This window comes from Mycobacterium sp. (genome assembly GCF_035314665.1).
Classification (GTDB): domain Bacteria; phylum Actinomycetota; class Actinomycetes; order Mycobacteriales; family Mycobacteriaceae; genus Mycobacterium.
The window spans coordinates 14,643-28,874 of the sequence record NZ_DATFZD010000301.1 but is presented as its reverse complement, the minus strand read 5'-3'; the positions used below and the strand labels follow the sequence as shown (position 1 = coordinate 28,874).

The window sequence follows — 14,232 nt, the reverse complement described above, 5'->3', positions numbered from 1 at the left end:
GCAGGACACGCCGATGGTCGCGCGGCGCTGGCAACAGAGCAGCAAATACGTGTCGCAGTTCACAAAAAGTGCGTGATTTGGCTCACAATCACATCTGACCGCCAAGTGATTGACGCGAGCGAAAAATACCCGTGTGACCAGGGAAGACAATTAGCTGACCTGGCCGTGATTGACCCGTTACTTGTTCGAAATAGCCCGCGTCGTGAGATGACGAATGCAACCCCGTCTCGTACGGTCCATTTCGGCCCGATAAAGGCAAAGCAAAATCGAATCCACGGACCGCGTGTGAGCGGAGGCTGCGGACGGCGACGACGCCTCCGTGTCGTCGTCGGGCAAGGAGCCCGGTCGGCGGCTCACGCCTCTGCTGTCGTGCCCGAACGAGACGGCACGACTCGAAGCATCAACCCCGCCTGGACACAGGCACCCGCCCACATTGCTGGGCTTATTTCGGCGCGCGCACCCGCGAAAGGAACACTGTTGAAGAACGTCCGCCAGACGCTCACCATGGCTGCGATCACCGGAGTGCTCGCTACGGCCCCGCTTACGCTGTCCAACGCCACCGCATTCGCGGCGGATGACCTGCGGTGGGACCCGAACACGGTCGGCGCGCCCTTCGAGGCTGCCGACTTCGTGCCGGCTCCGGACGCTGCGCCGGCCCCTGCGCCCACTCCGGACGCCCCGCCGGCCCCTGATGCGCCCGCTCCGGACGCTCCGCCCGCTCCCGACGCTGGGCCCGCTCCGGAGGCCGCTCCCGCGCCCCCGGCGCCGGCCGACCTTCCGCCGGCCCCTGACGCGCCGCCGCCCCCGGCCCCGGATGCACCGGCACCCCCGGCTCCGGACGCTGCGCCCGCACCGGATGCGCCGCCGCCTCCGGCCCCCCCGGCCGATGACGCGCCCGCGCCGCCGCCGGCCAAGCCGGCCGTTAAGGCGTACAGCGTCAACTGGGACGCGATCGCCGCGTGCGAGTCGGGTGGTAACTGGGGAATCAGCACCGGGAACGGCTACTCGGGCGGCCTGCAGTTCACCTCGAGCACCTGGCGTGCCAACGGTGGCTCGGGATCCGCGAACGGCGCGAGCCGTGAGGAGCAGATCCGGGTGGCCGAGAACGTCCTGCACACCCAGGGCATCGGCGCCTGGCCGGTCTGCGGCCGGCGCGGCTGACCAAAGATCAAACTGACGGCGGTGGCCGGGCTGTAGCCCGCCACCGCCGTCAGGCGTCTCAGCTAGAGGTCAAACGACACGTTAGCTAGCGCACACCGCGCCAAGCGCCGCGCTGTGTTACCAACGACACGTGACCGCAACGCCATTCGACAACCTCGACGACTATCTAGCACTGCCCCGTGTCTCGGGCCTGGCAGTGTCGGCGGACGGGTCGCGGGTGGTGACGACGGTGGCCGAACTCAACGCCAAACGCACCGAGTACGTCAGCGCCGTCTGGGAAGTCGATCCGACCGGCGACAGGCCCGCACGCCGACTCACTCGTGGCTCGAACGGGGACTCCTCGCCGGCGTTCACCGTCGGCGGCGACTTGCTGTTCGTCTCGTCCCGATCGACCGGCGATGCCGACAAACCGCCCGCCTCGCTGTGGCGGCTGCCCGCAGAAGGCGGCGAGGCCGTCGAAGTGCTGAGCATGCCCGGTGGCGTGACCGTGGTGCGTACCGCGCGCGGCGCGGACGCCACCGTAATCGGTGCCCCGCTGTTGCCGTCGGCGCGCGACGTCGACGACGACCGGCGGCTGCGCGATTTACGCGAGACCAACAACGTCAGCGCGATTCTGCACTCCGGGTATCCGGTGCGCTTCTGGGACAAGGACATTGGCCCGGATGAACCTCATCTGTTCGACGCGGCGGATCTACGTGATCTGACTCCACAGCCCGGCGGAGCGCTGCGTGAAGCCGGATTCGATGACGCCGTATTCGATGTCAGTGCCGACGGCCGATTCCTGGTGACGACCTGGCGGGTCCCGGGGCCCGACGCCACCGAGCGTTCGGTGCTGGTGCGGGTCGACCTGGCGCCCGCTGAACGCCGCGTTATCGCTGACGATCCGGACGCCGACCTTCAACAACCCGCGATCTCGCCAGACGGGTCGGCGGTCGCGTTCACCCGGGAAACCATCACCACTCCAGACCATGCTCCGCGAATGACGCTGCAATACCTGCGATTTGGCGATCAACCGCGAGAGGTGGCTCAAACATGGGATCGCCGGCCGACGTCGATAACCTGGTCGAGCGATGGCACCTCGCTGATCATCACGGCCGATCAGGCCGGCCGGGCCCCGGTGTTCCGCGTCGAGCTGTCGACGTCGACGGTTACACAGCTCACCGACGACGACTTCGCCTACACGGACGTCGTCGCGGCGCCGGGCGGCGTGCTATATGCGCTCCGCAGCTCGTATGCGGCGCCGCCGCACCCGGTGCGGATCGATCCGGATGGCACTATCACCGTGCTGCCCTGCGTCGATTTGCCAACGCTGCCGGGAACTTTGACCGATGTCACCGCGGCTGCCGCCGATGGGACGACGGTGCGGTCCTGGTTAGTGCTGCCCGAAGACCAGGCGCCGGCCCCACTGGTGTTGTGGATCCACGGTGGGCCGCTGGGCAGTTGGAACAGCTGGTTGTGGCGATGGAACCCATGGCTGCTCGCCGCGCGGGGCTACGCGGTGCTGCTGCCGGATCCGGCGCTGTCGACGGGCTACGGGCAGGACTTCATCCAGCGTGGTTGGGGAGCGTGGGGCGGATCGCCGTTCGACGATTTGATGGCCGCCACCGACGCGGCGTGTGCTCACCCGCGGATCGATGCGACCCGGGTTGCCGCGATGGGCGGTTCGTTCGGCGGCTACATGGCCAACTGGATGGCCGGCCACACGAACCGGTTTGCCGCGATCGTGACCCACGCCAGCCTGTGGGCGCTGGACCAATTCAGCCCGACAACCGATCACGCCTACTACTGGCGGCGTGAGATGACACCGGAGGTGACCGTTGCCAACTCACCGCACCAGTTCGTCGAGCGGATCGGCACGCCGATGCTGGTCATCCACGGCGACAAGGACTATCGCGTGCCGATCGGCGAGGGCCTGCGGCTGTGGTACGAGCTGCTGGCCAAGTCGGCGCTGCCGGCCGGCGAGGACGGCAGCAGCCCGCACCGGTTCCTGTACTTCCCGTCGGAGAACCACTGGGTGGCTGCGCCGCAGCACACAAAGATCTGGTACCAGGTGGTGATCGCCTTTCTAGCCGAGCATGTGCTGGGGGAGAGCACCGAGTTGCCAGAGACGCTCGGAGTACCGTCGCGCCTGTGACCGAGACGCGCGAATACGACATCGTCTTGTACGGGGCAACCGGCTTCGTGGGCAAGCTCACCGCCGAATACCTGGCCCGCGCCGGCGGAGGCGCGCGGATCGCGCTGGCCGGCCGGTCGACCGAACGCCTTCTCGCGATCCGCGAAACGCTGGGGGAATCGGCGCAGTCGTGGCCGGTTTTGGTGGCCGACGCGTCCTCGCCGTCGACGCTGGACGCGATGGCCGCGCAGACGAGGGTGGTTATCACCACCGTCGGGCCTTACACCCGTTACGGCCTGCCGCTGGTCGGCGCGTGCGCCGCGGCGGGCACCGATTACGCCGACCTGACCGGCGAGCCGCCGTTCGTTCGCGACAGTATCGACCTCTACCACAAGCAGGCGCTCGACACCGGCGCACGCATCGTGCACGCGTGTGGATTCGACTCGATCCCTTCGGATCTCACCGTCTACGCGCTCTACCGGAGGGCACGCGAAGACGGCGCGGGCGAGCTCGGCAAAACCGACTTTGTGGTTCGATCTGTGTCCGGCGGATTCTCCGGCGGCACCATCGCGTCGGCGGTGGAAGTGATGCGCGCCGTCTCCAGTGATCCCGACGCGCGTCGTCAGTTCGCCGACCCCTACACGCTGAGCCCCGACCGCGGCGCCGAACCCGAACTCGGCGCCCAACCCGACCTGCCGTGGCGCCGTGGCCGCCAGATCGCCCCGGAGCTCACCGGTCTGTGGACGGCTGGATTCGCAATGGCGCCCACCAACACCCGAATTGTCCGACGCAGCAACGCTTTACAGGAGTGGGCGTACGGCAAGCGGTTCCGCTACAGCGAGCACATGAGTCTGGGGTCGTCGGCAGCGGCGCCGGTGGCGTCGGTCGTCGTCAACGGGGTCGGCAACGCCGTATCGGCGTTGGGCAGCCGCTATTTCCGGCTGCTGCCGCGCCGACTCGTGGAGCGAGTGCTGCCCAAGCCCGGCACCGGGCCCAGCGCTGCGACCCGCGAGCGCGGCTATTACAAGATCGAGACCTACACCACCACGACCTCCGGCGTCCGGTACGTGGCTACCATCGCCCAGCAGGGCGACCCCGGATACCAGGCCACCTCCGTGCTGTTGGGGGAAAGCGGCCTGGCGCTGGCTTCGGATCGCGATGAGCTCTCGGAGTTGCGTGGCGTGCTGACACCCGCGGCCGCGATGGGTGACGCGTTGCTGGCACGGCTCGCGGCCGCAGGAGTGTCGCTGCAAACGGCCAAGCTGGCGCCCCGCTAATTGAATCTGCTCCGACGAACCGCTGTCGGACGGCTCCCGCTCCGACTAGTGTCAAGATCGAGTTAGCACACCATCCCAGTGACGTTAGGTGGACGGGTTCATGTCTGGCCTTGATGATCTTCTCGCTCAGATCCCAACGAGTGACATCGCAAGCAAAATCGGCGTCGATGAAGGCGAAGTCAACAAAGCAGTTCAGCTGTTGGTTCCGGTGCTGGTAGGCGGAATGCAGGAAAATGCGCAGGACCCCGAGCACGCCAGCAAAATCGAGTCCGCGGCGGACAGCCACGCCGGCCTGCTCGACGGCGGCGTCAACGTTGACCACGTCGACGAGCAGGAAGGCCAGCAGGCGATCGCGAGGATCTTCGGCGGCAACGACGCCGCCCAGGTTGCCAGCGCGCTGGCCGGTGGCGGCGGGGGCAACAGCGACCTGCTCAAGCAGCTGCTGCCGATCTTGGCGCCGATCGTGCTGGCCTATGTCGGAAAGCAACTCACCGGAAAGAGCGCAGCTCCCGCCGGCGGGGGAGCCGGCGGAGGGGCGCTCAACGACGTGTTGGGCAGCATCCTCGGCGGGATGGGCGGCAACAAGTCGCTGGGCACCGTGTTGGGCAATGTGCTGGGTTCCAAGGCCGGCGACATTCTCGGCGGATTGCTGGGCGGCAACAAGAAGTAACCCCCGCATGCGGGCGGTGTTCGGCGCGCTCCGTGGCGCTTTCTAGAATTGACGGGTGACCGCTAGCCCAGAATCCACCGCCAACGAGCGGGCTGAAGCCCTGCCCAAGGCGTGGGATCCAAGCGCGGCCGAAAGCGCGATCTACCAACGATGGCTCGACGCGGGCTACTTCGCCGCGGACCCGACCAGCGCAAAACCCGGGTACTCGATCGTGCTGCCGCCGCCGAATGTGACCGGCAGCCTGCACATGGGTCACGCGCTCGAGCACACCATGATGGACGCGCTGACCCGTCGCAAGCGCATGCAGGGCTATGAGGTGCTGTGGCAGTCGGGCATGGACCACGCGGGCATCGCGACGCAGAGCGTCGTTGAACAGCAGCTCGCCGTCGACGGGAAGACCAAGGAGGACTTCGGCCGCGAACTGTTCGTCGACAAGGTGTGGGATTGGAAGCGTGAGTCCGGCGGCGCCATCGGTGGTCAGATGCGGCGACTGGGCGACGGGGTGGACTGGAGCCGCGACCGGTTCACCATGGACGAGGGTCTGTCTCGAGCGGTCCGGACGATCTTCAAGCGGCTCTACGACGCCGGTCTGATCTATCAAGCCGAGCGGCTGGTGAACTGGTCGCCGGTGTTGGAGACGGCGATCTCGGATCTCGAGGTCCGCTACGAAGACGTCGAAGGCGAACTGGTGTCGTTCCGGTACGGCTCGCTCGACGACGCCGAGCCGCACATCGTGGTCGCCACCACCCGGCTGGAGACGATGCTGGGCGACACCGCGATCGCGGTTCATCCCGACGACGACCGCTACCGGAAGCTGGTCGGCACCACGCTGGCGCACCCGTTCCTGGACCGGCAGCTCATCGTCGTCGCCGACGATCACGTCGACCCCGAGTTCGGCACCGGCGCAGTCAAAGTCACGCCCGCCCACGACCCGAATGACTTCGAGATCGGGCTGCGGCATCAGCTGCCGATGCCGTCGATCATGGACACCAAGGGCCGGATCGCAGACACCGGAACAGAATTCGACGGGTTGGACCGCTTCGACGCCCGCGTCGCAGTGCGCGAAGCGCTTGCGGCGCAGGGCAGGATCGTCGAGGAGAAACGACCCTACCTGCACAGCGTCGGGCACTCCGAGCGCAGCGGTGAGCCGATTGAACCGCGGCTGTCGCTGCAGTGGTGGGTGCGGGTGGAATCGTTGGCCAAGGCTGCCGGCGACGCGGTGCGCAACGGCGACACCATGATTCACCCCGCCAGCCTCGAGCCGCGCTGGTTCGCCTGGGTCGACGATATGCACGATTGGTGCATCTCGCGACAGCTGTGGTGGGGCCATCGCATCCCGATCTGGTACGGCCCCGACGGCGAGCAGGTGTGCGTGGGCCCGGACGAGACACCGCCGGACGGCTGGGAGCAGGATCCCGACGTCCTGGACACCTGGTTCTCGTCGGCGTTGTGGCCGTTCTCCACTCTGGGCTGGCCCTCGAAGACCCCGGAACTGGAAAAGTTCTATCCGACAAGCGTTCTGGTGACCGGTTACGACATTTTGTTCTTCTGGGTGGCCAGGATGATGATGTTCGGCACCTTCGTCGGCGCAGACGACGCCATCACCCAGGACGGCAAGCGGGGCCCGCAGGTGCCGTTCACCGATGTCTTCCTGCACGGTCTGATCCGTGACGAGGCCGGCCGAAAGATGAGCAAGTCCAAGGGCAACGTCGTCGATCCGCTGGACTGGCTGGACATTTACGGCGCCGACGCGTTGCGGTTCACGCTGGCCCGCGGCGCCAGTCCCGGCGGCGATCTCGCGGTCGGCGAGGATCACGTGCGGGCGTCGCGCAATTTCGGCACCAAGCTGTTCAACGCCACCCGGTTTGCGTTGCTCAACGGTGCCAGCCTGGCGCCGTTGCCTGATCTCGCTGAGCTGACCGACGCTGACCGCTGGATCTTGGGGCGGTTGGAAGAAGTTCGCGCCGAAGTTGATTCGACCTTCGACGGATATGAATTCAGCCGGGCCTGCGAGGCTCTCTACCACTTCACCTGGGATGAATTCTGCGACTGGTACGTCGAACTGGCCAAGACACAGCTCGCCGATGGTCTCACGCACACCACCGCGGTGCTGGCCGCCGTGCTGGACACCCTGCTGCGACTGCTGCATCCGGTGATCCCGTTCATCACCGAGGCGCTGTGGCAGGCGTTGACCGGCCGGGAGTCGCTGGTGATCGCCGACTGGCCCACGTCATCCGGTATCAACCTGGATGCGGCTGCCGCGCAACGGATCACGGACATGCAGAAGCTGGTGACCGAGGTCCGCCGCTTCCGCAGCGACCAGGGTTTGGCCGACCGGCAGAAAGTGCCCGCCCGGTTGTCGGGCATCGACACCGCAGACCTGAGCACCCAGGTCGGCTCCGTACGCTCGCTGGCATGGCTGACCGAGCCGGGCCCGGAATTCAGCCCGTCGGCCTCTGTTGAGGTCGGCCTGGCCGGAGGCATCGTCACTGTCGAACTCGACACCTCGAGCACGATCGATGTGGAGGCCGAACGTCGCCGCCTGGAAAAGGACCTGGCCGCCGCCCAAAAGGAATTGGCTTCCACCACAGCCAAATTGGGCAATGCCGATTTCATGGCCAAGGCGCCGGCCGCCGTCGTCGACAAGCAACGAGAGCGTCAACGAGTCGCCCGCGAGGAAACCGACCGGATAACGGCCAGGTTGGCTGGGCTGCAGTGACTTTGGAGCCGCCAGACCCCGATTTCACCGGCGTGGTTCCGACCCCAGACGAGATCGCGGCCCTACTTCAGGTCGAGCATTTGCTCGACCAGCGCTGGCCGGAAACCAAGATCGAGCCGAGCCTGACCCGCATCACGGCGCTGATGGACCTGCTCGGCTCACCGCAACGCGGCTACCCGTCGATTCATATCGCCGGCACCAACGGCAAGACCTCGGTGGCGCGGATGGTCGACGCGCTGCTGACCGGGTTGCAGCGGCGCACCGGACGGATCACCAGCCCGCACCTGCAGTCGGCGGTCGAGCGGATCGCGATCGACGGACACCCGATCAGCCCGGCGCAGTACGTGAACACCTACCGGGAGATCGAGCCGTATGTGCAGATGATCGATGCGCAGTCGCAGGACGGTGTTTTCGGGGAGGCTGGCCCGCGACTGAGCAAGTTCGAGGTCCTCACCGCGCTGGCGTTTGCGGCGTTCGCCGATGCGCCGATCGAGGTCGCGGTCGTCGAGGTGGGTCTGGGCGGCCGCTGGGACGCCACCAATGTCGTCGACGCTCCGGTTGCCGTCATCACCCCGATCAGCATCGACCACGTCGAATACCTCGGCGACGACATCGCCGGGATCGCCGGCGAGAAAGCCGGCATCATCCACAAGGCCGACGAGGGTGCGCCCGACACCGTGGCGGTGATCGGTCGGCAGGTACCCGAGGCGATGGAGGTGCTGCTGGCGCAGACCGTGCGCGCCGACGCGGCGGTCGCCCGCGAAGACTCGGAGTTCGCAGTGCTGGGCCGTCAGGTCGCCGTCGGCGGCCAGGTGCTGCAGCTGCAGGGCCTCGGTGGCGTGTACTCGGACGTGTATCTGCCGCTGCATGGGGAGCATCAGGCCCACAACGCGGTGGTGGCGCTCGCCGCGGTCGAGGCGTTTTTCGGTGCCGGCGCGCAGCGTCAGCTCGATGTCAGGGCCGTTCGGGCCGGATTCGCCGCGGCCACCAGCCCCGGCCGGTTGGAGCGCATGCGGAGCGCCCCAACGGTATTCATCGACGCTGCGCACAACCCGGCGGGTGCCGCGGCGCTGGCGCAGACGCTGGCCGAGGAGTTCAATTTCCGATTCCTGGTCGGGGTGGTCGGTGTGCTGGCCGACAAGGACGTCGGCGGCATCCTCGCCGCGCTAGAACCGGTCTTTGATCGGATCGTGGTGACCCACAACGGATCACCGCGCGCCCTCGATGTCGAGTCGCTGGCGCTGGCCGCGCAGCAGTGGTTCGGACCCGACCGGGTGCTCACCGCCGAAAATCTGCCTGCCGCAATCGAAACCGCGACCGCGCTGGTTGACGACGCCGCCGCAGAGGCGGACGTCGACGGCGACGCGCTCTCCGGGACCGGCATTGTGATCACCGGATCCGTGATCACCGCCGGCGCTGCACGGACGTTGTTCGGTCGGGACCCGGCATGACGCGCCCGACTGATGGCCCGACGCCGGATCCGTGGAAAAGCTTTCGCGGCGTGACGGCCGGGACGCTGATCCTGGAGGCGATCGTGGTGCTGCTGGCGTTGCCGGTGGTCAGCGCGGTCGGGGGCGGGCTGACGCCGCGCGCACTGGGCTTCCTGCTGGGGTTGGCGGCGGTCCTGGTCGTGCTCGCCGGGCTGCAGGGGCGGTCATGGGCCATTTGGGCGGATCTTGCCGTGCAGCTGGTACCCATCGCCGGCTTCGTGGTCTACCCGGGGGTGGGGTTCATCGGGATCCTGTTCGCCGCGGTCTGGGCCCTGATCGGTTATTACCGGTCCGAGGTTCTCCGCAGGCAGCGACGCGGGCTCCTCCCAGGCCAGGACGGCCCGCCGGACTGATCCACCGTCGTCGGCGCGCGCGCTGCGTTAGGTACGCTGTCCGCCGTGGCCGACCGGACTCTCCTGTTGATCAAGCCCGACGGGGTCGAACGACGCCTGGTGGGCGAGATCATCGGCCGCATCGAGCGCAAGGGCCTGACCGTCGCGGCGCTGGAGCTGCGCGCGGTCAGCGACAAGTTGGCCCGCTCGCACTACGCCGAGCATGACGGCAAGCCGTTTTTTGCCTCCCTACTGGAGTTCATCACGTCGGGACCGCTGGTGGCGGCGATCGTGGAGGGACCCCGGGCGGTCGCGGCGGTGCGGCAACTGGCCGGCGCAACCGACCCGGTCGAGGGTGCCGCGCCAGGCACCATCCGGGGCGATTTCGGCCTTGAGGTGCAGTTCAACCTGGTGCATGGCTCCGATTCGCCCGAGTCGGCCGAGCGCGAGATCGGGCTGTGGTTTCCCAACTCCTGACCACGGGTTGACGCACTTGGTTGGGGGCGCTTCGGCGGTATGGGATACTAAGTAGCGGGTGAACGTCGCCGGACCGGCGTCCGACGCCCGAATGAAGACTTCGACAAGCGCGACCACCGCGAAACGCGATGCGGCGCCGACCGTCCAGCCATCATTCAAACCGGCACCGAGCGCGTTCGAACTGAGCCGCTCGGGGCGAGACCATCACAAGTTCGGGAGAAGTGACCCGGACCCATAGCGAAGCCCTCGCGTGGCCGCGTCGCAAGGACGCGCCCGGGGGCTAGAGGAGAATACGTGATAGACGGTGGCCCATCCTCAGAGCTTCCAGAAGACTTGGTCCAGCATGAGGACCTGCCCGAACGGCTGAGGGTCCATTCGCTGGCCAGAGTGCTCGGGACGACCAGTAAACGGGTGCTCGACGCGCTGGCCGAACTCGACGGCCGGGTCCGTAGCGCGCATTCCACCGTGGACCGCGTCGATGCGGTCCGCGTGCGCGACCTGCTGGCCAGCGCACCGGCGACCGTCGCCGCGACGGTTGCTGCGCCCCCGGAGGCCGCTGCCGTGGCGGACGAGCCCGAATCCCGGCTGATGCTGGAGACGGCGATCGACCGTCCCGAATACATGCCGCTTTTCGTCGCGCCACAGCCGATCCAGGTAGACCGTGACTCAGATGACGCCGACGACTCGGCGGATTCCGACGATGACGACCTCGACACCGACGACGACGAGCAGGGCGAACGTCCCGCCAACCGGCGTCGCCGCCGCGGGCGTCGCGGACGCGGCCGCGGCCGCGGCGAGCAGAACGGAGCCGATAAGGGCGACGAGGCTGGCGGCGACGGCGGCGAATCGGACAAGTCGGATGCGGCGTCGGCTGACACCGACGACGACTCCGATGACGACGACTCCGAGAACGGCGAGGACGACAACGGCGGCGGCGAAGGCACCAGCAAGCGTCGCCGACGCCGTCGTCGCCGCAAATCCGGTTCCGGCGACGACTCCGAGGACGGCCCGTCACCGGACGATCCACCGAATACCGTGGTGCACGAGCGGGCACCCCGGGCCAAGGACAAAGCCGATAGCGACTCCAAGAACACCGAGATCCAGGGCATCGACGGCTCAACCCGCCTGGAGGCCAAACGGCAGCGCCGCCGCGACGGACGTGACGCCGGTCGTCGCCGCCCGCCGGTCCTGACCGAAGCCGAGTTCCTCGCCCGCCGCGAGGCGGTCGAGCGGGTGATGGTGGTGCGTGACAAAGTTCGCACCGAACCGCCGCACCCGGGCGCCCGCTACACCCAGATCGCCGTCCTCGAAGACGGGATCGTCGTCGAGCACTTCGTCACCAGCGCGGCGTCGGCATCCCTGGTGGGCAACATCTACCTGGGCATCGTGCAGAACGTGTTGCCGTCGATGGAGGCGGCCTTCGTCGACATTGGCCGCGGCCGCAACGGCGTGCTCTACGCGGGCGAGGTCAACTGGGAAGCGGCCGGCCTGGGCGGTTCCAACCGCAAAATCGAGCAGGCTCTCAAGCCCGGCGACTACGTCGTCGTGCAAGTCAGCAAGGACCCGGTCGGACACAAGGGCGCCCGGCTGACCACCCAGGTGTCGCTGGCCGGTCGTTACCTGGTGTACGTGCCGGGTGCGTCGTCGACCGGCATCAGCCGCAAGCTGCCCGACACCGAACGCCAACGCCTGAAAGAAATCCTGCGTGAGGTGGTGCCGTCAGACGCGGGCGTGATCATCCGTACCGCCTCCGAGGGCGTCAAGGAGCAGGACATCCGCGCCGACGTGACCCGGCTGCAGGATCGGTGGACGCAAATCGCCGCGCAGGCCGAGGAGACCAAGGAGAAGGCGGCCGGCGCCGCTGTGGCGCTGTACGAAGAGCCCGACGTCTTGGTCAAGGTGATTCGTGACTTGTTCAACGAGGACTTCGCCCAGCTCATCGTGTCCGGCGAGGAAGCCTGGACCACGATCAACGAGTACGTGAATTCGGTTGCCCCCGAGCTTGTTTCGAAGTTGAACAAATACGAGGCCGCACCGCTTGCTGAGGGGCAATCGGGCCCTGACGTCTTCGCGGTGCACCGCATCGACGAGCAATTAGCCAAGGCGATGGACCGCAAGGTCTGGCTGCCCTCGGGCGGCACGCTGGTGATCGACCGAACCGAGGCGATGACGGTGGTCGACGTCAACACCGGCAAGTTCACCGGGTCCGGCGGCAACCTCGAACAGACCGTTACCAAGAACAACCTCGAAGCCGCCGAGGAGATCGTGCGCCAGCTGCGGCTGCGCGACATCGGCGGCATCGTCGTCATCGACTTCATCGACATGGTGCTTGAGTCCAACCGTGACCTGGTGCTGCGCCGGCTGACCGAGGCGCTGGCTCGCGACCGCACGCGTCATCAGGTGTCCGAAGTGACCTCGTTGGGGCTGGTCCAGCTCACCCGCAAGCGGCTGGGAACCGGGCTGATCGAGGCGTTTTCCACGACCTGCCCACACTGCGGCGGCCGCGGTATAACGCTGCACGCCGATCCCGTCGACTCCGCGTCGGCGACCAACCGCAAATCCGAATCGGGCGGCAAGCGGGGCCGGCGCTCCAAGAAGGGCAAGGCCGACGAACCCGCGGTGGCCAAAGTGCCGGTGCACACTCCCGGCGAACATCCGATGTTCAAGGCCATGGCCGCGGCCAACGGTAAGCATGACGACGAAATTGAGGATACCGACGAGTCGGCGCGCACCGAGGATGTCGACGAAGTAGTCGGCGAGCACGACCGGGACGACGCGGAAACCGATGCCCGGCTCCATGAGCAGGTCGCGCGCGAGGCCGCGGAAGAAGACCTGGACGACGGCGACTTCGATGACGACAGCGACGAAGACGACGAGGTCGACCTCGACGACGATGAGGATCTCGACGACGAGGACCTCGAGGACGAAGACGACGAGGACGACGAGGACGACGAAGCGGATCTTGACCTCGACGACGATCTGGACCTCGAAGATTCCGACGACTCCGACGACGGCGATCACTCCGACGGCGAATCGGCTATCGCCGCCTTCACCGCGCCCGCTGCGCAACCCCGCCGGCGTCGGGCCGCGGCCCGGCCGGCCGGACCGCCGATCCATGAGGACTGACCTCGGGGTCTAATTGCCCGGCTCCTTCCAGGCCGTTCCGGCCTGCAGCGTCGCCGGGCCAGTTTGACCCTTTAGCCGCTGGTCACGTACCCTGGACCAGTTGTCACCAGGCCCGCTGACCGGGTTTTGGCCGGCACTCCCAAGACCAGCCCGCGCACCTTCGGTAGCGCGCGGCGCCCGAAGGACCCAAAGAAGAAGAGGTAGACGTAACCATGGCGACCTACGCAATCGTCAAGACCGGCGGCAAGCAGTACAAAGTCGCGGTCGGAGACGTCGTCAAGGTCGAGAAGCTCGACTCCGAGCCCGGCGCGAAGGTGTCGTTGCCGGTCGCCCTGGTCGTCGACGGCGCCACCGTCACCACCGACGCCGCGGCGCTGGCCGAGGTCGCGGTGACCGGTGAGGTGCTCGAGCACACCAAGGGGCCCAAGATCCGTATCCACAAGTTCAAGAACAAGACCGGATACCACAAGCGTCAGGGTCACCGTCAGCAGCTGACGGTCCTGAAGGTCACCGGCATCAAGTAGCGAAGGCGACGAGACATGGCACACAAGAAGGGCGCTTCCAGCTCACGTAACGGTCGCGATTCCAACGCTCAGCGGCTGGGCGTCAAGCGCTTCGGCGGTCAGCTCGTCAAGGCCGGCGAGATCATCGTCCGTCAGCGCGGCACGCACTTCCACCCGGGCGTCAACGTCGGCCGCGGCGGCGACGACACGCTGTTCGCCAAGGCGGCCGGGGCCGTCCAGTTCGGCGTGCGGCGGGGACGCAAGACGGTCAGCATCGTCGCGGCCCCGACCACGACCGACTGAGCCATCGCGAGTGCGAAGCTGAGTCAGCTTCACGCTCGCGGGCTTGACCCTGGTTGGCTCG

11 protein-coding genes are annotated in these 14,232 nt (G+C 67.4%); all 11 read left to right on the top strand.

Features of this window, described 5'->3' with window-relative positions:
• The first annotated feature begins 477 nt into the window (after positions 1-477).
• The 11 genes from VKI00_RS21105 (at position 478) to rpmA (ending at position 14,171) form a co-directional block, all read left to right on the top strand.
• Positions 478-1,161 (top strand): transglycosylase family protein, encoded by a 684-nt coding sequence (locus tag VKI00_RS21105; protein ID WP_324440863.1) that lies wholly within the window; start codon positions 478-480, stop codon positions 1,159-1,161.
• A gap of 130 nt (positions 1,162-1,291) precedes the next feature.
• Positions 1,292-3,295, top strand: coding sequence for a S9 family peptidase (locus tag VKI00_RS21100; protein WP_324440861.1), 2,004 nt, complete (start codon positions 1,292-1,294; stop codon positions 3,293-3,295).
• Positions 3,292-4,551, top strand: a complete 1,260-nt coding sequence (locus tag VKI00_RS21095; RefSeq protein WP_324440860.1) for a trans-acting enoyl reductase family protein — start codon at positions 3,292-3,294, stop codon at positions 4,549-4,551. The genes VKI00_RS21100 and VKI00_RS21095 overlap by 4 nt, the downstream gene beginning before the upstream one ends.
• A 100-nt stretch (positions 4,552-4,651) precedes the next feature.
• Positions 4,652-5,221, top strand: coding sequence for a DUF937 domain-containing protein (locus tag VKI00_RS21090; RefSeq protein ID WP_324440858.1), 570 nt, complete (start codon positions 4,652-4,654; stop codon positions 5,219-5,221).
• 55 nt (positions 5,222-5,276) lie between these two features.
• Positions 5,277-7,940 (top strand): valine--tRNA ligase, encoded by a 2,664-nt coding sequence (locus VKI00_RS21085; RefSeq protein ID WP_324440856.1) that lies wholly within the window; start codon positions 5,277-5,279, stop codon positions 7,938-7,940.
• The gene (gene folC / locus VKI00_RS21080) at positions 7,937-9,391 is read left to right on the top strand and encodes a bifunctional tetrahydrofolate synthase/dihydrofolate synthase (RefSeq protein WP_324440853.1); all 1,455 of its coding nucleotides are present in this window, start codon (positions 7,937-7,939) and stop codon (positions 9,389-9,391) included. Before VKI00_RS21085 ends, folC begins: the two co-directional genes overlap by 4 nt.
• Positions 9,388-9,783: a DUF4233 domain-containing protein gene (locus VKI00_RS21075; RefSeq protein WP_324440851.1), complete on the top strand. Its 396-nt coding sequence runs from the start codon at positions 9,388-9,390 to the stop codon at positions 9,781-9,783. The genes folC and VKI00_RS21075 overlap by 4 nt, the downstream gene beginning before the upstream one ends.
• Positions 9,784-9,828: 45 nt before the next feature.
• The gene (gene ndk / locus VKI00_RS21070) at positions 9,829-10,239 is read left to right on the top strand and encodes a nucleoside-diphosphate kinase (protein ID WP_324440849.1); all 411 of its coding nucleotides are present in this window, start codon (positions 9,829-9,831) and stop codon (positions 10,237-10,239) included.
• A gap of 294 nt (positions 10,240-10,533) precedes the next feature.
• Positions 10,534-13,365, top strand: coding sequence for an Rne/Rng family ribonuclease (locus VKI00_RS21065; RefSeq protein ID WP_324440847.1), 2,832 nt, complete (start codon positions 10,534-10,536; stop codon positions 13,363-13,365).
• A 212-nt stretch (positions 13,366-13,577) separates the two neighbouring features.
• A complete protein-coding gene (gene rplU, locus VKI00_RS21060) occupies positions 13,578-13,889 on the top strand; it encodes a 50S ribosomal protein L21 (RefSeq protein ID WP_324440845.1) in 312 nt (103 codons plus the stop codon).
• Between the two features lie 15 nt (positions 13,890-13,904).
• The gene (gene rpmA, locus VKI00_RS21055) at positions 13,905-14,171 is read left to right on the top strand and encodes a 50S ribosomal protein L27 (protein ID WP_324440843.1); all 267 of its coding nucleotides are present in this window, start codon (positions 13,905-13,907) and stop codon (positions 14,169-14,171) included.
• Positions 14,172-14,232: the final 61 nt, after the last annotated feature.

Coding starts and splice junctions, on each gene's coding strand:
- VKI00_RS21075 (WP_324440851.1), top strand. CDS start 9,388: ATGACGCGCCCGACTGATGGCCCGACGCCGGATCCGTGGAAAAGCTTT.
- VKI00_RS21090 (WP_324440858.1), top strand. CDS start 4,652: ATGTCTGGCCTTGATGATCTTCTCGCTCAGATCCCAACGAGTGACATC.
- rplU (WP_324440845.1), top strand. CDS start 13,578: ATGGCGACCTACGCAATCGTCAAGACCGGCGGCAAGCAGTACAAAGTC.
- rpmA (WP_324440843.1), top strand. CDS start 13,905: ATGGCACACAAGAAGGGCGCTTCCAGCTCACGTAACGGTCGCGATTCC.